Origin of the sequence: Ottowia thiooxydans (genome assembly GCF_040548795.1) — a bacterium.
GTDB lineage: Bacteria > Pseudomonadota > Gammaproteobacteria > Burkholderiales > Burkholderiaceae_C > Ottowia > Ottowia thiooxydans_A.
This window is the reverse complement of sequence record NZ_JBEPSH010000005.1, coordinates 433,875-453,061: the sequence shown is the minus strand read 5'-3', so window position 1 is coordinate 453,061 and position 19,187 is coordinate 433,875. Positions and strand designations below refer to the sequence as shown.

At 59.0% G+C, this 19,187-nt stretch carries 17 protein-coding genes; 4 read left to right on the top strand and 13 right to left on the bottom strand.

What is annotated here, in order from left to right:
* Positions 1-42: 42 nt before the first annotated feature.
* The 7 genes from ABIE13_RS14210 to ABIE13_RS14180 are packed head-to-tail and all read right to left on the bottom strand — an operon-like array spanning position 43 to position 7,071.
* Positions 43-570: a shikimate kinase gene (locus tag ABIE13_RS14210; protein ID WP_354444481.1), complete on the bottom strand. Its 528-nt coding sequence runs from the start codon at positions 568-570 to the stop codon at positions 43-45.
* On the bottom strand, positions 567-1,949 hold the full coding sequence (locus tag ABIE13_RS14205) for a hypothetical protein (protein WP_354444479.1): 1,383 nt from the start codon (positions 1,947-1,949) through the stop codon (positions 567-569). The genes ABIE13_RS14210 and ABIE13_RS14205 overlap by 4 nt, the downstream gene beginning before the upstream one ends.
* A 26-nt stretch (positions 1,950-1,975) precedes the next feature.
* Complete coding sequence (pilQ, locus tag ABIE13_RS14200) at positions 1,976-4,168, bottom strand: type IV pilus secretin PilQ (RefSeq protein WP_354444477.1); 2,193 nt, start codon at positions 4,166-4,168, stop codon at positions 1,976-1,978.
* Entirely contained in the window at positions 4,165-4,710 is a 546-nt protein-coding gene (locus tag ABIE13_RS14195; RefSeq protein ID WP_354444475.1) for a pilus assembly protein PilP, read from the bottom strand. The genes pilQ and ABIE13_RS14195 overlap by 4 nt, the downstream gene beginning before the upstream one ends.
* Entirely contained in the window at positions 4,710-5,375 is a 666-nt protein-coding gene (locus ABIE13_RS14190) for a type 4a pilus biogenesis protein PilO (protein ID WP_354444473.1), read from the bottom strand. The genes ABIE13_RS14195 and ABIE13_RS14190 overlap by 1 nt, the downstream gene beginning before the upstream one ends.
* A 32-nt stretch (positions 5,376-5,407) precedes the next feature.
* Positions 5,408-6,013: a PilN domain-containing protein gene (locus ABIE13_RS14185; protein WP_354444471.1), complete on the bottom strand. Its 606-nt coding sequence runs from the start codon at positions 6,011-6,013 to the stop codon at positions 5,408-5,410.
* Positions 6,010-7,071, bottom strand: coding sequence for a pilus assembly protein PilM (locus ABIE13_RS14180; RefSeq protein ID WP_354444710.1), 1,062 nt, complete (start codon positions 7,069-7,071; stop codon positions 6,010-6,012). The genes ABIE13_RS14185 and ABIE13_RS14180 overlap by 4 nt, the downstream gene beginning before the upstream one ends.
* A gap of 265 nt (positions 7,072-7,336) precedes the next feature.
* Between ABIE13_RS14180 and ABIE13_RS14175 the strand changes: the two genes are divergently transcribed.
* Positions 7,337-9,724, top strand: a complete 2,388-nt coding sequence (locus ABIE13_RS14175) for a penicillin-binding protein 1A (RefSeq protein WP_354444469.1) — start codon at positions 7,337-7,339, stop codon at positions 9,722-9,724.
* Between the two features lie 135 nt (positions 9,725-9,859).
* Here ABIE13_RS14175 and cyaY read toward each other — a convergent pair whose 3' ends face one another.
* Complete coding sequence (gene cyaY / locus ABIE13_RS14170) at positions 9,860-10,189, bottom strand: iron donor protein CyaY (protein ID WP_354444467.1); 330 nt, start codon at positions 10,187-10,189, stop codon at positions 9,860-9,862.
* Positions 10,190-10,203: 14 nt separating this feature from the next.
* On the opposite strand from cyaY, the gene lptM reads away from it, so the two are divergent.
* Both lptM and lysA read left to right on the top strand, forming a co-directional pair.
* Positions 10,204-10,458 carry an LPS translocon maturation chaperone LptM gene (gene lptM / locus ABIE13_RS14165; RefSeq protein WP_354444465.1) on the top strand — a complete coding sequence of 85 codons (255 nt, stop codon included), beginning with the start codon at positions 10,204-10,206 and terminating at the stop codon, positions 10,456-10,458.
* A complete protein-coding gene (lysA, locus tag ABIE13_RS14160; RefSeq protein ID WP_354444463.1) occupies positions 10,455-11,741 on the top strand; it encodes a diaminopimelate decarboxylase in 1,287 nt (428 codons plus the stop codon). Before lptM ends, lysA begins: the two co-directional genes overlap by 4 nt.
* Before the next feature lie 575 nt (positions 11,742-12,316).
* Here the strand turns inward: lysA and ccsB are convergent.
* The 3 genes from ccsB to ABIE13_RS14145 form a co-directional block, all read right to left on the bottom strand.
* On the bottom strand, positions 12,317-13,663 hold the full coding sequence (gene ccsB / locus ABIE13_RS14155; RefSeq protein ID WP_354444461.1) for a c-type cytochrome biogenesis protein CcsB: 1,347 nt from the start codon (positions 13,661-13,663) through the stop codon (positions 12,317-12,319).
* 15 nt (positions 13,664-13,678) lie between these two features.
* Entirely contained in the window at positions 13,679-15,781 is a 2,103-nt protein-coding gene (locus ABIE13_RS14150; RefSeq protein ID WP_354444459.1) for a cytochrome c biogenesis protein ResB, read from the bottom strand.
* 443 nt (positions 15,782-16,224) lie between these two features.
* Entirely contained in the window at positions 16,225-16,842 is a 618-nt protein-coding gene (locus ABIE13_RS14145) for a c-type cytochrome (RefSeq protein ID WP_354444457.1), read from the bottom strand.
* A 156-nt stretch (positions 16,843-16,998) separates the two neighbouring features.
* Here ABIE13_RS14145 and yihA point away from each other — a divergent pair, with 156 nt between their 5' ends.
* Positions 16,999-17,736 (top strand): ribosome biogenesis GTP-binding protein YihA/YsxC, encoded by a 738-nt coding sequence (gene yihA, locus ABIE13_RS14140; protein ID WP_354444455.1) that lies wholly within the window; start codon positions 16,999-17,001, stop codon positions 17,734-17,736.
* Between the two features lie 18 nt (positions 17,737-17,754).
* Here the strand turns inward: yihA and ABIE13_RS14135 are convergent, their stop codons facing one another.
* A complete protein-coding gene (locus ABIE13_RS14135; protein ID WP_354444453.1) occupies positions 17,755-18,516 on the bottom strand; it encodes a hypothetical protein in 762 nt (253 codons plus the stop codon).
* Positions 18,517-18,698: 182 nt separating this feature from the next.
* Positions 18,699-19,106 (bottom strand): DUF488 domain-containing protein, encoded by a 408-nt coding sequence (locus tag ABIE13_RS14130; RefSeq protein WP_354444451.1) that lies wholly within the window; start codon positions 19,104-19,106, stop codon positions 18,699-18,701.
* Between the last annotated feature and the right edge of the window lie 81 nt (positions 19,107-19,187).

Genomic DNA, 19,187 nt, shown 5'->3' with positions numbered 1-19,187 from the left:
GAACGGGCCACCCCAGAGAGAACTTAAGCCCTGTCGACATGCCTAGGACGTGGCGCCTCCAGCCATTTCGATCTGCATCATGATACGGTTGACCAGCATGGCGACGGAAGGGCCACGAGCTTCCACCACAAAATGAGCGGTCTCCCTATAGAGCGGGTCACGCTCTGCATACAGGGTTTGCAGGCGTTTGAGGGGATCAGCCACTTGCAGCAGTGGGCGCTTGCTGTCGTTGCGTAGCCGCCTGGCCAGTTGTTCAGGGGACGTACGAAGATAAATCACTGTACCGCGAGATTTCAGGTGCTCACGGTTGGCAGGCCTCAGCACCGCGCCGCCCCCGGTCGCGATCACGCTGGGCGCCTGCTTTGTGAGGTCGTCTACCGCCTGCGCTTCCAGGTCTCGAAAAGCCGCCTCGCCTTCTGCTTCGAAGAAGGCTCGGATCGTCCCGCCGATGCGCGCTTCGATCACGGAATCGACATCGACGAAGGGCACCTGCAATCGCTTGGCCAATTGGCGCCCGACCGTGGATTTTCCACAGCCGGGCATGCCCACGAGGGCGACGTGTGCCGTCAAGGGCAGATGCTGCCGCTCGGCAGCTTGGCCGCAATGGTTTGGGTAACTGTGATCATGTTGCCGGTACCCGTGTCTGTCACCATCACCTGCACATTTCGCTGGCTCGCCACACAACGGGTGCCGCTAGAACCTACTCTTACGCTAAGGGTGGTGCCTGACACCGATGCGCTGGCAATCGCTAGATCGCTTGCATTCACCAAAGCCACAAACGGACCCACGCCGCCAGTAATCTGATAGGTCACAGGCGTCAACTCTTCGGAGGCTACGGTCTGGTTCGACGGGGTAGCCGTGAACTCGGCGGGCGGCGGAGGAACAGGCGTTGAAGTGACCGTTATTGGGGCAAACTGGCCTCTCGAGTCCATGACCGTGATGGTGCTGTTGCCGGCGGTCAGCAGGGAGACACTGACGGTTGAGCCGCTGACGCTTGCAGAAGCCACCGACGGGTTGGACGAGACAACTGTGTAGGGACCAGCGCCGCTCACCACCGTGAAGGTGAGCCTGGTGCCTGCTTGAGCCGAACCCGAACTTGGGCTGATGACCAGGGGCGGCACGGTCAGCGTCGAGGTGGCTGTGACCGGGATGCTCAGGCCCGACGAATCCCTGAAAGTGAGGGTACTCATGCCTTCGCTCTTGAACGCGACACGCGCAGCATCACCGTTGACCTGCACCGTGACCACTGAAGGCGTGGACGAAACCGCCGTGTACGGCGCTACGCCACCGACGATCGCCAACGTCATCTCAGAACCCACCTGCCCTGTCGGACTGGCTGGATTGACCTTGAAATCGTCCACCGCCACTGTCAGCGTGACCGTCAAGGTGGCTCCAGTGCTGTCAGTGATCAGCACCGGCACTGTCCCTTTGGTCTTGCCAGTGACAGTGATCACCGAGTTGTTTTGACCAGACACCTCAGCAATGGAATTGTCGTTGCTGATCACCGTATAAGGCCCCACACCGCCACTGATCGCGAAGGTGCGTGGTTCACCCACACGGAGCGTCAATGCCGTCCCGACCGAAGTGGCCAATGGGTTGACTTTTACCGTGACGGTAAGCGAAATCTGGGTCTGCCTGACACTCGAATCCTGCACGACGACGGTGGAGGTGCCGGGTTTGAGGCCCGCCACGCGCAGCACGCCGTCTTCAGGGATGATATCTTCCACGCCGACCGAGGCATCAGATGACAGCACATGATAGGGCGCGACGCCCTGGGAAATTTGCGCCACTTCGGCCACATACCCAACCGGCAGGCTGACATTACTCAGCAGAGGCGACATTCTCAGGGCATTGGTGGGGGTAGGGTTACCGTCATAGCCGCCGCCGCCGCCGCAGGAAGCCACCGCAAGCGTCAGCAACACCAGGAATCCCAAAAAGAATTTACGCATTTTTCTCAACCTCTTAAATTAGGCTCTCAGCGCATGGCGCTACGATCAGTGATGATTTTGGGGGTAATGAAGACCAGCATTTCCTGCTTGTCAGCCGTTTTGGCCCGGTTCTTGAAAAGATTTCCGAACACTGGAATATCGCCTAAAACAGGGACCTTGTTCACGGACTCGGTCTCCGTCAGCGTAAAGATGCCGCCGATCACCACAGTTCCGCCATTTTCAACCAGCACCTGGGTCTGAACCTTCTTGGTGTTGATGGACATGGCATTGGCCACTACGGCGCCCGGACTGTCGTTGTTGACGATCAGATCGAGAATCACATTGCCTTCGGGCGTGATTTGAGGGGTGACTTCCAGGCTGAGTACGGCCTTGCGGAAGGCTACCGCTGTAGCGCCGCTTGAAGTGGCCTGCTGGTAGGCAAACTCAGTACCTTGTTCGATGGTGGCCTTGGTTTGGTCGGCCGTCACCACCCTGGGGCTGGAGACAATCTTGCCCTTGCCGTCTGCTTCCATGGCAGAAATTTCCAGGTTCAAGAAGCGGCCCGCCGCGGAGTTGAAGAGTGAAAGCGCGAGGCTGGGTGCGTTGTAGCCATTGAAGCCTTGCGCCGGAAGGTTCATGAAGTTGGTGCTGCCCGTGACGTTACCACCGGTTGGGTAGGTAATCAGTGAAGACTGGCCGGGCACTGTGCTGCCAATCACGGCATTGTAGGAACCGCCCAAGGCAAAGCGGTTGCCACCACCCAGCCCGTAGCCTGCGTCCCCGCCATTCACGCCCCGCAGGTCCGCCCCGCCCAGTTTGACGCCCAGCGAACGCCCGAACGTGTCCGATGCTTCCACGATCCTGGCTTCAATCAGCACCTGCCGCACGGCGATATCCAGCTTGGAAATCATCTCCTGGATCTGCGTGAGCTTGGCGGGAATATCAGAGACGAAAATCTGGTTGGTACGGGGCTCTGCGATCACGCTGCCGCGCGGGCTCAGGATACGAGAAGCGGCCGTGGCGCCCACGCCGCCGCCAATACCACCAGCGCCACCCAGACTGGAGCCCATCAGTTGCCTGGCGATATCTACCGCCTTGGTGTAGTTGAGCTGAAACGATTGCGTCCGAAGGGGTTCAAGGTTTTGGACCGCAGCCAAGGACTCAAGCTCTGCTTTTTCCTTGGCGGCCAATTCTTCCTTGGGGGCAATCTGCAGGACATTGCCACTGCGTTTCATGCCCAGGCCCTTGGCCTGCAAGATGATGTCGAGCGCCTGGTCCCAAGGCACATCGTTCAAGCGCAAGGTCAAGCTGCCCTGTACCGAATCAGAAGTGACGATATTGAAGTTTGTGAAGTCTGCAATTACTTGCAGAAGAGAACGAACTTCAATGTTCTGGAAGTTGAGCGACAGCTTTTCGCCCCCGTAGCCCGTGCCTTGCGTCAGCTTGTCAGGGTTGACCTTCTGTTGCCGAACCTCCACCACCAATTGAGAATCGCTTTGGTAGGCACTGTGTTCCCAGGCGCCTCTGGGTTCTATCGTCATGCGAACCCTATCCCCAGACTGCGTGGTCGTGATGGTCTGCACGGGGGTACCAAAGTCACTGACATCGAGACGGCGGCGCAGGCCTTCCGGCAAGCTGGTCTTCAGCAGTTCGACCACCAGGGCGGGTCCTTGCTGGCGAATATCAACGCCGACCTGATTGCTGGGCAAGTCCACGATGACGCGGCCAGCACTTTCCACGCCTCGCCTGAAATCAATGTCGCGCAGGGGAAGCACATCTGACTGAGCACGCGTTTCTGCGAACATAGGCGCGGGCGCATTGACAGGTGCTGCAGCGACGGCGGAATCAAGCATCACCAGAAGCGCACGGCCCTGTACTTCTGCCCGGTAGTTGGCTGCACGGCTGAGGTTCAGCACAACGCGCGTGCGGTCTCCCGCCTGCACCACGTTGACGGCGCGTACGTTGCCTTGATTGACCGGCACCGTGCTCTTGCCCAGGCCATTGACTACGCCGGGGAAATCCAGCGCAATACGGGCAGGGGACTGAATGACGAAACCTTGCGGAATAGCGGACAGAGGCTGCGAAAGCTCTATGCGCACGACCTCCGTGCCGGCCTGTATCGATCCTGTCACAGATTCGATACTGGCTTGCGCCCACGCGCCACTTGCCGCGACAAGCGCGATCAAGCCCGGCGCCAGGCGGCGCACGGTACCTCGCGCCAAAGAGACCCAGTTCCTCATCTTGTTTTCTCCTGCAACTGCAGTGCGGCGCTTCGCTCAATCCACTCTCCCGCCGCATCCTGCACAATTTCACGCAAGGTGACTTCGCTTTCTGCGATCTTCATCACCCGTCCATAGTTCTGCCCAAGGTAGTTGCCTTCCCGTATCTGATAGAGAAGGTTGTCCACTTTGATCAGCGCAACGCGCTGCCCCTTGCGCTCCAGGCTCCCCACCATGGTCATGATGTCGAGCGGGTGGCCCTCAAGCGGCTCCTTGCGCCTGTTGAGTTCCGGCGCGAGTAATGCGGCGCTCGAGTTGGGTGAATCCGAATCGCGCTTGAGGGCCTGGGTTAACCGCAAGCTGCTGTAGGGGTCCGTGGCGGTGAGTTCCGTATATTCCAGCGGAACATATTGCTTGGGTTCACTGATGGGCGCGACGCGCGGCACTGTCAGGCGGCGTTGTTCAGCCATCCACTGGCGCAGATCGTCCTCACCCTCTGAAGTGCAGCCGACCAGCGCAAGAGCCGCAAGCAGCGGCCAAATGATTCTGTGCAGGCGAGCCATTACCTCCGGCCTCCCTTTTTGGCCGCAGCCGCAGCCGCTGCGCGCTGAGTTGCCACTTCATTGGCATCCAGGTAGCGGAAGGTCTTGGCCGTGGCCTCCAGCATCAGGGCGCCAGACTTGTCATTGGAGGGGCCTACCGATATGTTGTTCAGCGTCACGATACGGGAAAGGTGTGCAACATCCGCCGTGAATGCCCCCAGGTCGTGATAACGCCCGGTGACCCTCACCGCAATGGGCAACTCCGCGTAGTAATCCTTGATGGAGACCTGCCCCGGTCTGAAGAGATCGAATTGCAGGTTGCGCCCAATACCGGCCTGGTTGATGTCGGACAGCAGGGCATCCATCTCGGCCTTGCTAGGCAGTTGCTTTTCAAGAAGGGTCACATACTGCTGAACCTGGACACGCTGCTTCTTCAGCTCTTCCAGGCTGACGGCCTTCTGAAGCTTGGTCTTGTAGTCCGCACGCAGGGTCTGTTCGCGGGCCCGGGTGGCCTCGAGCTCTTCATCAGAGTCTTTCAACCAGAGGAACCAAAGCACAGTGAGCACCACTGCGGCCACGGCCAGCAGCAAAGCGTAACGGGGTACTGCGGGCCACGAGGAGGGGTCGCGGGTGTCCAAACCACGAAACTGGTCGCCAACCGCCTTCAGAGAACCTTGAATATCCATGTTTGGAGATAGTTGCACGCTGGGACGGCCGCTCAGCGTCGAACCGCCGGTCGCGGGGTGGACGCTGGCTGGGCAGCACTGGCTTGTTGCAATTGAACGCGCACCACGAAGTTGTAGACAATGCGCTGCTCCCGGGGCGACAGGGCCATGCGGCCAGCAACGATCTCGACGAGCTCAGGCTTGGTCACCCAGTCACTGTTGCGCGACAGATTGCGCAACAGGGTAGACACACGCTCATTGGATTGCGCCACCCCCGCGAGCACAACATTGCGGTTAACCTGCTTGATACTCTTAAGGTAGACGCCTTCCGGCAGCTGGCGAACAGCTTCATTGAGCAGATGCACGGGCAAATTGCGATCCGCCTGCAAGCCCTCCACAGCCTGTTGCCGTGCTTTCAAGGCGGCAATTTCCTCCTGCAAGGTCGCGATTTCCTTGATCTCGGTGTCAAGCACCTTGATCTCCCTTTCGAGGAAGGCGTTGCGATCCTGTTGATCGGAAATGGCACCTTGGTACCAGAGATAAATGGCCGCAGCGATCAAGGCACCGCCCATGACCGCGCCCACAAGAGATGCATTGAAACTCTTGCGCGCGGCCAGGCGCGCCATCTCCCGGTGGGGTAGCAGGTTGATCAAAATCACCGCAGAAACCTCCGCATGGCCAGGCCGCAGGCCGTCAGATAGGAAGGCGCTTCGCGCAGCATTTTCTTCTCACGCACTGCTCGCCCGATTTCCATGCCTTCGAACGGATTGACCACATGGCAGGGAAAGGTCGTGTGCTTGGTAACCGCTTCGGTCAGGCCAAGAAGACCTGCCGTGCCGCCCGCGAGCAACACATAGTCCACTTTGTGATGGGGCGTGCTGGTAAAGAAAAACTTCAAGGCACGCTCAATCTCCTGCGCCAGAGACTCTACGTAGGGCCGCAGCACCACAGCTCCAAAATCGTCCGGAAGCTCTCCGGCACGCTTTTTGGCCTCGGCTTCCTCGAGCGTGAACCCGTACTGGCGCACCAGCATTTGGGTCAACTGGGCGCCACCGAATATCTGGTCGCGTTCATAGAGAAGTTCATCGTTGCGCAAGGCCTGCAGCGTGGAGGTGGTGGCACCGACCTCAAACAGCGCAATCACGGCGTCTTCGCCGCCACCCGGCAGGCGCTCAATGATCCGGCCCGCCGCCAGGCGAGATGCATAGGATTCAACGTCGATCACGACGGGGGTCAGGCCAGCGGATTCGGCCAGACCCTGGCGGTCTTCCACCTTTTCCTTGCGAGAAGCTGCGATGACGACGTCGATGTCACCAGCCGAAGTGGCGCTTGGGCCTGCCACGCAGAAATCCAGACTTACCTCATCCAGCGAGAAAGGGATATATTGGTTGGCCTCGGATTCGACTTGGAGCTCCATCTCGCGCTCACTCAGCCCGCTTGGTAAAATAATCCTTTTGCTGATAACTACTGACGCTGGCAAGGCCATGGCCACTTGCTTGGCTTTGGTTCCACTTTTCGTGACCAACCTGCGCAGGGCATCAACCACCTCATCGAACTTTTCGATATTGCCGTCATTGATCCAGCCGCGCCCCAAAGGCTCAATCGCACAGCGATCAAGAGTGAGCGTTGAGGAGCGATCATTGCTCAATTCCACCAGCTTCGCACTTGACGGGCTGATGTCTATGCCAATCATAGGAGCGGGTCGTCGGCTGAACATCGAGGCAATAGTCAAGAAGGCACCTGGTTACTTTCGACCGCACAATTGTGCAACCTTAATACTTCACTTGAATGCTAGCAGCAAGATCTTTGCTGCGTAAAGGAAAAACGAGATGAATCCTGTTGCATTCGTTGTCAAAAACTAACGATGAAAACAATTCATTATCTTCCGTTTCAATGATGATTCACTTATTTGTTCGGTCAAAAAAACGTCCTGAACTCACACTCTTGCGCGAAAGTGCCTACTAACTAATCGAAGTTGCTGTATGCCCACAGAAAAATCAGGCGCCCACCAGGCCAAGAGCCGCGATGCCAACACCCCGAAATGGTTGAGCTGGATGCTCAAGGCCTTCGCGTGGATATTTGGAGCCTTGTTCGCCGCAGTGGCTTGTGCGGTGATGGCCGGCCTTATGGCGCTGGCCATCGCCTACCCCAATCTGCCGGATGTGTCGGAATTGTCCAACTACCGGCCCAAGCTTCCCCTGCGCGTGTTCACAGCAGAAGGCGCATTGATTGGCCAGTTCGGCGAAGAACGCCGCAACTTGACGCCCATCAAGGAAATCCCTCAGGTCATGAAGGACGCGGTCCTGGCCATTGAGGACGCCCGCTTCTATCAGCACAACGGGGTGGATTATGTGGGCGTGGCCCGTGCCGCCATAGCCAACCTGGGCCGAGTGAAAAGCCAGGGCGCTTCCACGATCACCATGCAGGTGGCGCGCAACGTGTATCTGTCTTCCGAGAAGACCTACACGCGCAAGATCTACGAGATTTTGCTCACCTTCAAGCTCGAGCATATGCTGACGAAGGATCAGATCCTGGAAATCTATATGAACCAGATCTACCTCGGCAATAGATCCTATGGTTTTGCAGCCGCTTCCGAAGCGTATTTCGGAAAACCGCTCAAGGACATCTCCATTGCCGAAGCCGCGATGCTGGCCGGGCTGCCCCAGGCACCGTCTGCCAACAACCCCATCAGCAACCCTACGCGCGCCCGGTCCCGCCAGCTCTACATCATTGAGCGCATGGAGGACAACGGCTTCATTACCGCCGAACAAGCCGCGACGGCCAAGAAGGAAGAGCTGCGCATCCGTCCTCCCAGCGAGGGCACCCGTGTTCAGGCGCAGTATGTTGCAGAAATGGTACGCCAGCTGATGTTCGCCCAATACGGCGACCAGACCTATAACCGTGGCTTGAACGTCTACACATCCATCAAAGCCGACGATCAGAACGCTGCCTACGAGGCGCTCCGCAAGGGCATTCTCGATTTCGATCGCCGCAAAGCCTATCGCGGTCCGGAAAAATTCATCGATCTGCCCAAAGACGCAGCAGAAATCGAAGATGCGATCGATGACGCCCTGGTCAATCACCCAGATACGGGCAACCTTCTGGCAGCCGTGGTGATAGATGCCGAGCCCAAGAAAGTCGTGGCCATGCGCCAGAACGGCGAGAAGGTCGAAGTCACCGGTGAGGGTCTTCGGGGAGCGCAAGGTGGTCTGGCCGCCAAGGCTGCCCCTGCGATCCGCATACGGCCCGGGGCCATCGTCCGCGTCGTCAAAAATGCCAAGGGTGGGTGGGATCTCGCCCAATTGCCTGAGGTAGAGGGCGCGCTGGTAGCACTGGATCCCCGCAACGGTGCCGTCAAGGCGCTGGTTGGAGGCTTCGACTTTGACAAAAACAAGTTCAACCATGTGACCCAGGCCTGGCGGCAGCCGGGCTCGAGTTTCAAACCGTTTGTCTATTCCGCGTCACTCGAAAAAGGTTTCTCCCCTTCAACCGTCATCAACGACGCGCCATTGTTCTTCGACAGCAGCGTGACAGGAGGACAACCATGGGAACCAAAGAACTACGAAGGTGGTTTCGAGGGGCCCATGAGCATGAAGCGCGGTCTGGCGCGCTCACGCAACCTGATCTCCATCCGGGTGCTGCAGTCCATCACGCCCCAGTACGCTCAAGACTGGATCACACGGTTTGGCTTTGATGCCGAGCGCAATCCGCCTTACCTGACCATGGCGCTGGGTGCTGGGTCCGTGACCCCGATGCAACTGGCCGCCGGGTTCGGCGTGTTCGCCAATGGCGGTTACCGCGTCAATCCGTTTTTGATCACTCGCGTGACGGATCACACGGGCAAGATCCTCGTCGATGGGCAACCAGCTCAGCCTAGCGAGGCCAACCGCGCCATTGACGCCAGAAACGCGTTCATCATGAACACCATGCTCCAGGAAGTCGCACGCAGCGGCACCGCAGCGCGGGCTCAGGCCACGCTCAAACGGCCCGATCTCTACGGCAAAACTGGTACGACCAATGATTCCATGGACGCATGGTTCGCGGGCTATCAACCCAGCCTGGTGGGCGTCGTCTGGATGGGCTACGACACACCGCGCAACCTGGGGGCCCGGGAAACAGGCGGCGGACTCTCACTGCCAATCTGGATTGACTTCATGCAGACCGCGCTGAAAGGCGTGCCAGTGGCGCAACTCACGCCACCTGAAGGCGTCGTCAACGTCGGTAGCGACTGGTACTACGAAGAGTATGCGCGTGGCGGCGGTATCAGCCACCTGGGCGGCGCCGGCTTGACTCCGCCCGCGGAGGCACCACAGGAGACTCAGGCTCCCTCAGAAGAGCGCAACCGCATTCTGGATCTGTTCAAGAACTAATCACTCTGAAGATCGGCCAACATCGAAGCGATGCCCATGGGGCCGCTTCGATGCTGGCAGACGCCCAGTCTGCGTCTGGACGCCTTTGTCCCATTGAAGAGCTGTCTTTTTGATTGGTACTCTGGCTTGTACCGTTCAGGCACTGAAAACCAAAGGCATTCTGGCGTGCTCGCTCACACTGGCTGTGAGCCTTTCGTAGAACTCCTCGTTGGTCTTGGTATCGCGCCAGACTTGGCCGTCGTGACGGTAGTGATAGCCTCCGGAACGCGCTGCCAGCCATACTTCTTGCAGCGGTTTCTGCAGATTGACGATCACCTGGCTACCGTCGGCAAACGCCAGGGTCACCATGCCGCCCACACGCTGGTTGTCGATATCGGCATCTGTGGACTCGTTGAGCTGGTCACAGCGGGCCTCAATGCGGGCCAGCAAGGTTTCAGCCAAATTTTGATATTCAAGGTCGGTCATTACAATCGTTTCATATGCCACTGACGCTGCAGCCTGCAAGAATTCTAGTCCTCGGCTTTGCCCTGCCCCTCATTGCGGTCATATTGACCGGCTGTGGGCAAAAGGGAGCCCTGGTCATTCCGCCCACCGTACCCGCTGCGGAGCGTGCCACGCTGCCGCAAACCGTATTTGGCAAGCCCAAGAACGCCCCAGGCGCGCCTGCGGCTGCAACGCCCACCGAGCAAGCACCGCGGCCATCGCCCCTGCCCAATCTGCCCGAAACGCAATGAACCACCTGCCTTCAGACTCACCCGCCTTGCCTGGCGGTCCTTTCGTGGCCTACAGCGACGGCGAGCTGGTCGTTGAGCAGGTGCCGATCCGCAAACTGGCCGCCCAGCACGGCACACCGCTTTTTGTTTATTCGCAAGCCGCAGTGCTGTCGGCACTGGCAGCCTACCAGCGCGGTCTGGCCGGGCGGAAATCGCTGATCTGCTATGCGATGAAGGCCAATTCCTCCCTTGCGATTCTGAAACTCCTGGCCGACGCAGGGTGCGGCTTTGATATCGTCTCCTCTGGCGAACTCGAACGCGCCTTGGCCGCTGGGGCGGAGCCCGCCAAGATCATCTTTTCAGGGGTCGGCAAGACCCGCCAGGAGATGCGTCAGGGCTTGCAGGCCGGTGTGGGTTGCTTCAACGTTGAAAGCCTCGCCGAACTGGACGTGCTGAACGCAGTGGCACTGGAATCCGGGCTGGTGGCGCCCGTCAGTATCCGCGTGAACCCCAACGTAGATGCCAAGACCCACCCGTACATCTCCACGGGTTTGAAGGGCAACAAGTTCGGCATCGCCCACGAAGACGCGCTTATGGCGTATCAACGCGCAGCTGCTCTGCCGGGATTGCGTGTGGTGGGAATCGATTGCCACATTGGCTCGCAAATCACCGAAGAAGCGCCGTACCTGGAAGCCATGGAACGCGTCCTTGACCTCGTGACCACGATAGAAGCGGCCGGAATTCCCATCCATCACATCGACTTCGGTGGTGGGCTGGGCATCAATTACAACGGAGACACCCCACCTCCGGCAGACGCACTTTGGGCCCGCTTGCTGGCGCGTCTGGATGCCCGCGGGTTCGGCGACCGGACCGTGTTGATCGAGCCCGGCCGTTCACTGGTGGGCAATGCAGGCGTCTGCATCACGGAGGTGCAGTACATCAAACCGGGCGAGCAAAAGAACTTCTGCATTGTGGATGCAGCCATGAATGACCTGCCTCGCCCTGCCCTCTACGAGGCGTTTCACCAGATCGTGCCAGTTCAGCCGCGCGAGGCGACTGCCATAGAGTACGACGTGGTGGGGCCGGTGTGTGAAAGTGGTGACTGGCTGGGTAGAGACCGCGCCTTGGCGGTGCAAGCTGGTGATCTTCTGGCAGTGCTCTCTGCGGGGGCCTACTGCATGAGCATGAGCAGCAACTACAACTCGCGTCCACGGGCTGCAGAGGTCATGGTGGATGGGGAGAAATCGCGCCTGATTCGGGCGCGGGAGGATGTTCGGGAGTTGTGGCGGTTGGAGTCGGTTTGAGTGCTTGGCGGGCTTAGCGCCAAGCCTTTCAAAATCTTCCGCCCGAGCGTTTTACGGCCTGTGGCGTATGCAGATGAGGACGTGACTCCCTGTCTCTCTCCCTCTACCGCTTGCGGGAGAGGGCCGGGCGGGGCCGGCCAACCGGTGAGGGCCAGCGGCTGTTGATTGAATCGCTGCGCTTATGAGTTGCCTTCTGCTATTGAATTGAGGTCGGAGGCCGGGGAGTGCGCCCGGCAGCGCAGCCACCTTCTTTCGGCCGGCGCTCCGGTGCTCCGCCAAAAGAACCTGGCGCAAGAAAAGGCGGCCCCAAGTCCGCGCCTATGCCGGCCGCGACCCTACACTTCGCTACGGGCAACCTCCGGTGCTCAGTCCAGGGGCGGCGCGGCAGAACTCACTTCTTTCGCTTCGCTCTCTACGTTCAAACAGCTGCCGCAAGCTAGTTCACGAAGCAAGAGCATCTTGCAGTGCTCTTGCCCGCCCCTGGCCCTGCGCTCCTCGGCACGGCCACAGGGGGAGGAAGCCTGACTCGGGCCATTGCTTCGCTCGGCCTCGAAGCAGAATTCGGCCTACACGCTTTACAACGTCCCGTAGCTATGCAGCCCACTCAGGAACATGTTGACGCCGATGAAAGCGAAGGTGGTCACACCCAGGCCAGCCAGCGCCCACCAGGCGGCCACGGTTCCTCGCAGGCCCTTCATCAAGCGCATGTGCAGCCAGGCAGCGTAGTTGAGCCAGACGATCAAAGCCCAGGTTTCCTTGGGGTCCCAGCTCCAGTAGCCGCCCCAGGCGTCCGCTGCCCACAAGGCACCGAGGACGGTGGCAATGGTGAAAAATGCAAACCCAAGGGCAATGGATTTGTACATGACATCGTCCAGCACCTCCAGGCTTGGTAGGCGCTCGGCAATGCGTTTGCGCCCGAGGATGATGCCGGCAACGATCACCGCAGCGATCACGGCGTAGACGAGCCAATAAGTACCGCCTGCTTCGCTGACGCTACTTTGCCGGAAGGCGATGGGTACAAAACACAGCGCAATACCGAAAAGCCAGATGGACTGCAACCGGTACCACTTGGTCTCAGACGCCTGCTGCTTGATCAGGTAGGCAAATGCCAGCATGGCGGCCAATGAAAAGGTGCCGTAGCCTATGAAGTTGGCAGGCACATGCAGCTTCATCCACCAGCTTTTGAGCGCGGGCACCAGGGGCTGGATTTCATGGGCATCTCGCACCAGTGTGTACCAAAGCAAGAACCCTACGGCAGCGCTTACCACTAGCATGACAAAGGCACCCATGGAACGGGCCTTGTACTGTGCTTCGTAATAGAGGTAGAAGAGCGCGGTCATCCAGCAGAACAGTACGAATACTTCGTAGAGGTTGCTGACGGGAATATGGCCGATATCGGGGCCAATCTGGTGGCTCTCATACCAGCGCACCATGGTGCCGATCAGGGCCAATGTGACGGCAGCCCAGGCCACTTTTGAGCCGAGGCTCTCAAAAGCAGCCGCTTGCCCGCGCGAGAACATGCCCACCCAATAAAACACGGTGCTCATGAAGAACAACATGCTCATCCACAGAATGGCAGACTGGCTGGAGATGAAATACTTCAGCCAGAAGACTGTGTCAGCCCGCCGCAGATCGCCCTCGTAAGAGACGATGGCCAGCAAGGAAAATGCCGCGACGACCACCATCAGATTGCGCAGAGGCCGCCAGAACCAGCCCAACCAGATGAGAACCGGAGCGGCACCAAACAGAATGGCTTTTTCGTAGCCGTCCATGGAGGCGTTGTAGCGCGAAAAGGCAAAGAACGCGCCGGCAACAACCAGGAGTGCAAAAAGCCAGTCGGCCCAATTGCGGCGGCTGAAGTAACTTTCGTTCAGGGTGATCGCTCTGGGGGAAGGTGCGACGGCAGTGCTCGTGGTGTTCATGGCCAAGCCTCGAAGTCAGGACAGCAATTTCTGCTGAAGGTGGCCGAGCTCGCGATCGGCATCCAGGGTTTTACGGTTGAAAGACAGCGCCAAGGTCGCTTGCGCGCCCGAGCCTTCGGGAGCCAGCCACACCCACAAACGCCTCTCGCGAATGTAGAGCATGGCAAAAACCCCCAGAATGAGCAATAGGCAGCCCAGATAAACGACGTTTTTGCCGGGAGCGCGTGCAACCTGGAAGACGCTGGCTTGCACGTGCGTGAAATCCTTGAGTTCCAGCGCGACCGGGGCGGGATAGAAATTGATATCCGAGAGGGCCAGTATGGCCTGATTCATGAACCGGGCGTTCTGCTCGTTCTCGATCATCGGAGGCTTGCCTTGCGATGCGCGCGCGAGCGTGCTCAGCTCCAGCAAGGTGCCGTTCAGAATACGCAGCAACACCCCGGCGGCCTTTTCCCGCTCGCCCTGGGGCACCGCTTCTTCCATAAAGTCGGAAATGGCCTGCAGACCGCCTTTGCGCTCCCCTTTGACAGCCTCTTCGCCGGCAAAAAGGTCCAGAGCGCGCGCAGCCGATGCCGCCAACTGCTCTACCAGCTCCGGACGATCAGGCTCCACCGCCTTCGCCACATACGCACGGACGGCGCGCTCACGCTGCTCGGGGTCGAGCAAGGCCGCGCGAAGACGCAAAAAGCCCTGCATGGAACTGTCTTCGTCTGCAGGCAGTCTCAGATAGCGGTATTGCTCAGCGGGTGTGTCACGTACACCCAGCAGGAAGACAGGGGTGCCATCTCCGGTGTCCACCGGAAGCATGTAGTTGTTGTATTCACGCGCCTGGCCAGAGGTGTCGCGCAGCTTGTAGCTCACGCTGGGGCCGACGTTGCGAAGCTCTTTTTTCACTACGCTTTTGTCCGCCGCGCCCAATCGCTCATTCAAGGCCTGGCGCAGATCCACCTTGCGCACATCGACGCCCACGTCTTCGTTGGTGAGGTTCTCCACGTTGATCAGACGCAGGCCGGTGTACTCCAGCGTGAGCTTTTCGTTGCCATTGGTGATTTCCGACGAGCCGCCTATAGTGCCTTCAATTTCGAACGGACGGCTGTTGGCCGTCATGGGCACCGCTTGCAGCTTCACGCGCGAGCCCCCGTCGTCGAAACTGCTTTGATAGATGTGAACACCCTTGTAACTTGCGGGATGATTGACTTCGACCCGGGCGTCTTTCTTCTCGCCAGTCGCCTTGTCGTGAATGACGATTTCACTGGCGAAGAGCTTGGGCATGCCTGTGGAGTAATACTCCACAATGAATTTCTTGAGCTCGACTGCGAATGGCAATTCCTGCAGCAGGACACCATCAGATTGACTCAGGATGGCTGTGCTCGATTGAGCGCCTTCAGCCACGACCAGGTTGCCCCGGAAAGTGGGGTTGTTCTCGGACAAGCGATGCTCTGGTTTCACTTCCGACACCAGACCACCCCCTGTGTAGATGGATTTGCCCCCAAACCAGGTTTGCGCCCGCACGATCAGATCACCATCGAGCAAACCACCCAGGCACACCAGCACAATGGCACTGTGCGCGGCGATATATCCGAGGCGCCCCGCACCGCCCGCCTTGGCGGCCACCATCCACCCCTTACCCTGGGCGACGTCGCGTTCCTGTAAACGCACCTTCCAGCCGCCCGTTGCCAACAACTGGCCAATACGCTGCGCCTCTACCTGCGGATCACCCGGCAGATGCGCCGTCGCTTTGTGATGAAAAGCTTTGAGGCTTTGCTCGCGGATGTTTTCCTTGTAGTTCTTGAGATCCGCAAAAATCTTGGGCGTACTGCGGGCGATGCACAAGGAAGTACTCACCACCAGAAAAGCCAGAATGATCAGAAACCACCAGGCGCTGTAAACAGCGTTGAGCTTGAGCGTGAGAAAAACCTCAGCCCAGAACGGACCAAATTGATTGGTGTAGTTGACGGCCGGTTCGTGCTGCTTGAGCACGGTCCCTATGACCGACGCAATGCAGATGATGGTAAGCAGCGCGATCGCGAAGCGCATGGACGACAGCAGTTCGACAGCTGTACGCCAGGCACGGGAGCCGCGTTGAGGCTCAAAGCCTTCCGTAGTGATGGTCGCCATGCCTTCTTCGATAGTCTCCGTCTAACCGTTGATCGCCTCGAGCACTCGGCCATGCTCGAACATGCTCGAAATCTTCTCGTGGGGTGCGGGCTGCTGCGTCAAACCGGTCAAGTACCCCGAAGTCTTTACCTCGCACCGCGCAGCCGTACTCATGGCATTGGAGCCCAATACTCTCACTGCGTTCCGCCTAAACGTCAGTTTCTCGACCTGCATCGCCTTTTTCTTCCAGAAAAACCGCGAAAGTCCCGACTCAGCAGCGCTGAGCAGTCTCGCCCGCAAAAGCGAGCGGGCCCCAACGCCGTGCTGAACACGGCCGAGGGCACTGAATTACAGGCCCTTGTGGCATCCAATTTAGCCAAGACCACAGCCACAGACCACCTCATACTGAGGCTGCCTGGGTTTGCTCATGCTCTGCCAGACCGGAGCAAACCCGGTCGCACGGCTTAGCGCAAACCGGCGATGTAATCCGAGACTGCCTTGATCTCGCGATCGTTCATCTTGGCAGCGACGTCGTGCATGACCGTATTGTTCTTGCGCGTTCCGTCACGGAAGGCGATCAACTGCGCAGCCGTGTACTCGGCATACTGACCGGAAAGGCGGGGATACTGGGCAGGAATACCTGCGCCGTTGGGGCTGTGGCAACCGGCACACGCAGGGACGGTGCGATCAGAGATGCCGCCGCGGTAGATGCGTTCGCCCAGCATCACGGTATCCTTGTCCTTGGAAAAGCCGGGCTTCGCTTTTTGCGATGCCAGCCACCAGGAGATGTTTCGAGCATCGCTTTCGCTGAGAGCAGCGGCGAAGCCCTTCATCACAGGGTTATCCCGCACGCCGCTTTTGAATTCGAGCAGCTGCTTGAGCAGGTATTCTGGATGCTGTTGAGCAAGCTTGGCCTGCGACGGAACCGTGGAGTTGCCATCGGCTGCGTGACAGGCTACGCAAACGGCAGCATAGCTGGCTGCGCCTTTGACGAGATCGGCCTTGGGAACGGCAGGCGCGTCAGCGGCGAAAGCAGTGGCCGCGAACAGCGTGGCCGAGAGCAAAGTGGCGAGCGACTTCATGGGCGATCGTCTTCTTGAGTTGTATTCGAGGGAGCTTATGTCAGTCGATCCACCTAAGGTTTGGCAACCTACTGAACCTTGTGATTCTACAATGCCGCTCCTTGACCTTATTTCCGGCCGCTTCCGCGCGTCTTCGCGACAGCCGTCTCCAAAGCCATGACCCAGCCACCACAGCCCGATTCCGTGCAGCCTAATCCTGAGAAGGCCCGTGAGGATCGCGCGCGCGAAGCCCTGGGTTGGCTGCACACGGCACGCTTTTTGACCACCGCCGCGCAATTGAATCAGTTGCCGGATCATGCCTATCCTGAGATCGCTTTTGTGGGCCGCTCGAATGCGGGCAAGTCCACTGCCATCAACACGCTGACTCAGCAAAACCAGCTCGCCTACGCGTCCAAACGACCTGGCCGCACCCAGCACATCAACCTGTTTGCATTGGGCCGCCAGGGCCAGACCGATGCCGTTCTGACGGATTTGCCTGGTTATGGCTACGCGGCAGTACCTAAGGATGACAAACGGCGCTGGCAACAGGTGATGGCGAACTATCTGGTTCACCGCGAAAACCTCGCAGGCGTTGTGATGATGTGTGACCCGCGCCATGGATTGAAAGAGTTGGACGAAATACTGCTGGAGGTCATCCGGCCCCGCGTCGAAGAAGGCATGGATTTCCTGATCCTGCTGACGAAAGCCGACAAGCTGACGCGTTCGGACCAGGCCAAGGCCCTGTCCATCGCCAAGCTGCAGGCGGGCGGCGGGGAAGTCAAATTGTTTTCCGCGCTCAAGCGCCAAGGACTGGAAGATGCAGCGCTTTGGCTGCGCGAGCTCGTGGAATCCCACGTGCCGCATCCAGCGCCTACTGATGAGTCTTCTGAACCTCCTCCCGAACAGACCCCTTAGAACCTAAGGGGAATGTGCCTACCTTTGGCGCGCGTGATATTCATCCAGCTCTTGCTGCACATCTTCTGCACTCGGCAAGCTGGCGTATGCACGGTCCAGAGGGTTCACGGGCGGTAGCTGGTTGGAGGCCACCGAACCCTGCGAGCCAGGGACGACATGCGTGCCCCCCACAGGGCCTTGCAACACATGGATAGGTGGCTGGTGCAGACGCGCAAGACACGCATCTATTTCTTTTTGCAATTCTTCTCCCTTTTGCAATAGGGCGTATGCCTGCTCCCTAACGCTCATGGGCGCTGGCCGGGCATGAGCGAGATACTCTTTCATTTCGTCCTCCACGTCTTCCGAGCTCGGCAAGGAGACATACGCCCGGTCCAAGGGACTGGTCATAGGCAGGACCGGCGAATGTGCCAGAGCAAGGTATTGCTCCATCTCCTCCTTCACGTCTTCTGCACTCGGCAAAGTGAGATACGCCCGGTCCAATGGACTGATCATGGGCATGACACGCTGCTCCACTGGGCGCGCCGGGGTGCTGAATTCTGGTGTCGACTTGGTAAATTTGGGCGTCGCGTTGCAGAGCACGAACCCACTGCCACCTTGCCTTGCCGATGCGATGCGTTGGAGGAAATCCTGATCAACAGGCTTCGAATCTGCCGAGCAGGGAGCTTCATGCCCAGTGCCGACACGCACGCGCGTGGATGGGGGCGCAGGAAAACTCTCTCGTGAGGGTGAAGTGCCGTAACTCGGAAGAGGAAGGGTGTCCGAGACCGTTGGGAAATTCATAAACAAGCCAGTATCTAAGGGTCCAATGAACGCATCCCGTGACCCGGCCCCCGACAGTTGGCCATGAAGCCCACTCTCCAAGGAGCCCCCGAAATCAAGGGAATACCCTTATGAGTAACAGCTCAAAAGATATGGTTCATTTGCAGAGACTCATGAGGGAATTGCCGCCTCCCTCGGCGAGGTCACTCGATGCTGGCTCCACGCTCTGACAACAGCGAACGCAGTACGGAGCGATGGCATTTACCCTCCTCCTCACAGTAGCATCCGAGCGAAAAGTCTGCGCCGTGCGAGAGCGCCGCCAGCATGTCCAGCGTACGAGCAGTATCGGGCTCGGACATTTCCTTGCGGAACAACCGAGTGAACAAGGCCCAATCCCGCGAGGCCTTGGTCACATCAAGCTCCTTGTGCGTCCCCAGCGCCAGCTTCATGGTTTCAACCGAGGGCGAAAGATTGGGATACCAGACGTCGTACCAATTGCCACTGGCAAACTGGGCCTTGGGAACCCCACGCGGAGGGCGCCGGACGGTTCCCAACCTGACGCCTTCTCCGGCAGCCCGCGGGGTGCCCAATCGAACGATTCGGATGCTCATGCTTTGCCTCGCTTGTCGGGTTCTGGATTTCAGCACTACGATAGCAGTGCCTTATCGAAAATGCCATACAACCCATTTGCA

Bases quoted from the DNA above. Each gene is read 5' to 3' on its own strand.
- yihA (WP_354444455.1), top strand. From the start codon at position 16,999: ATGACCCAGCCACCACAGCCCGATTCCGTGCAGCCTAATCCTGAGAAG.
- ABIE13_RS14130 (WP_354444451.1), bottom strand. From the start codon at position 19,106: ATGAGCATCCGAATCGTTCGATTGGGCACCCCGCGGGCTGCCGGAGAA.
- cyaY (WP_354444467.1), bottom strand. From the start codon at position 10,189: ATGACCGACCTTGAATATCAAAATTTGGCTGAAACCTTGCTGGCCCGC.
- pilQ (WP_354444477.1), bottom strand. From the start codon at position 4,168: ATGAGGAACTGGGTCTCTTTGGCGCGAGGTACCGTGCGCCGCCTGGCG.
- ABIE13_RS14175 (WP_354444469.1), top strand. From the start codon at position 7,337: ATGCCCACAGAAAAATCAGGCGCCCACCAGGCCAAGAGCCGCGATGCC.
- lptM (WP_354444465.1), top strand. From the start codon at position 10,204: ATGCCACTGACGCTGCAGCCTGCAAGAATTCTAGTCCTCGGCTTTGCC.
- ABIE13_RS14190 (WP_354444473.1), bottom strand. From the start codon at position 5,375: ATGGATATTCAAGGTTCTCTGAAGGCGGTTGGCGACCAGTTTCGTGGT.
- ABIE13_RS14135 (WP_354444453.1), bottom strand. From the start codon at position 18,516: ATGAATTTCCCAACGGTCTCGGACACCCTTCCTCTTCCGAGTTACGGC.
- ABIE13_RS14205 (WP_354444479.1), bottom strand. From the start codon at position 1,949: ATGCGTAAATTCTTTTTGGGATTCCTGGTGTTGCTGACGCTTGCGGTG.
- ABIE13_RS14180 (WP_354444710.1), bottom strand. From the start codon at position 7,071: ATGTTCAGCCGACGACCCGCTCCTATGATTGGCATAGACATCAGCCCG.
- ccsB (WP_354444461.1), bottom strand. From the start codon at position 13,663: ATGAACACCACGAGCACTGCCGTCGCACCTTCCCCCAGAGCGATCACC.
- lysA (WP_354444463.1), top strand. From the start codon at position 10,455: ATGAACCACCTGCCTTCAGACTCACCCGCCTTGCCTGGCGGTCCTTTC.
- ABIE13_RS14195 (WP_354444475.1), bottom strand. From the start codon at position 4,710: ATGGCTCGCCTGCACAGAATCATTTGGCCGCTGCTTGCGGCTCTTGCG.
- ABIE13_RS14150 (WP_354444459.1), bottom strand. From the start codon at position 15,781: ATGGCGACCATCACTACGGAAGGCTTTGAGCCTCAACGCGGCTCCCGT.
- ABIE13_RS14145 (WP_354444457.1), bottom strand. From the start codon at position 16,842: ATGAAGTCGCTCGCCACTTTGCTCTCGGCCACGCTGTTCGCGGCCACT.